The sequence below is a fragment of the Salinivibrio sp. KP-1 genome, assembly GCF_000968645.1.
Lineage (GTDB): Bacteria > Pseudomonadota > Gammaproteobacteria > Enterobacterales > Vibrionaceae > Salinivibrio > Salinivibrio siamensis.
Window position 1 is genome coordinate 1 of record NZ_LAQR01000021.1, and the last position, 956, is coordinate 956.

Below are 956 nucleotides of genomic sequence, written 5' to 3' on the forward strand. Positions count from 1 at the left end.
AGAAACAGTAATCAGTATTCATTGAGCTGAAACTTCGGTTTCGAAAAAACTTAAATTGAAGAGTTTGATCATGGCTCAGATTGAACGCTGGCGGCAGGCCTAACACATGCAAGTCGAGCGGAAACGGCAGTATTGAAGCTTCGGTGGATTTACTGGACGTCGAGCGGCGGACGGGTGAGTAACGGCTGGGAACCTGCCCTGACGAGGGGGATAACCGTTGGAAACGACGGCTAATACCGCATAATGTCTACGGACCAAAGGTGGCCTCTACATGTAAGCTATCGCGTTGGGATGGGCCCAGTTAGGATTAGCTAGTTGGTAAGGTAAAGGCTTACCAAGGCGACGATCCTTAGCTGGTTTGAGAGGATGATCAGCCACACTGGGACTGAGACACGGCCCAGACTCCTACGGGAGGCAGCAGTGGGGAATATTGCACAATGGGGGAGACCCTGATGCAGCCATGCCGCGTGTGTGAAGAAGGCCTTCGGGTTGTAAAGCACTTTCAGCAGTGAGGAAGGTGGTGTACTTAATAAGTGCATGGCTTGACGTTAGCTGCAGAAGAAGCACCGGCTAACTCCGTGCCAGCAGCCGCGGTAATACGGAGGGTGCGAGCGTTAATCGGAATTACTGGGCGTAAAGCGCATGCAGGCGGTTTGTTAAGTCAGATGTGAAAGCCCGGGGCTCAACCTCGGAACCGCATTTGAAACTGGCAGGCTAGAGTCTTGTAGAGGGGGGTAGAATTTCAGGTGTAGCGGTGAAATGCGTAGAGATCTGAAGGAATACCAGTGGCGAAGGCGGCCCCCTGGACAAAGACTGACGCTCAGATGCGAAAGCGTGGGTAGCAAACAGGATTAGATACCCTGGTAGTCCACGCCGTAAACGCTGTCTACTTGGAGGTTGAGGTTTAGACTTTGGCTTTCGGCGCTAACGCATTAAGTAGACCGCCTGGGGAGTAC

Annotated in this window: 1 rRNA gene; it reads left to right on the top strand. The window is 52.6% G+C overall.

Going from position 1 to position 956, the window contains the following annotated elements:
• Positions 1 to 52: 52 nt before the first annotated feature.
• Positions 53 to 956 (top strand): 16S ribosomal RNA (locus WN56_RS08580); the annotation flags it as partial.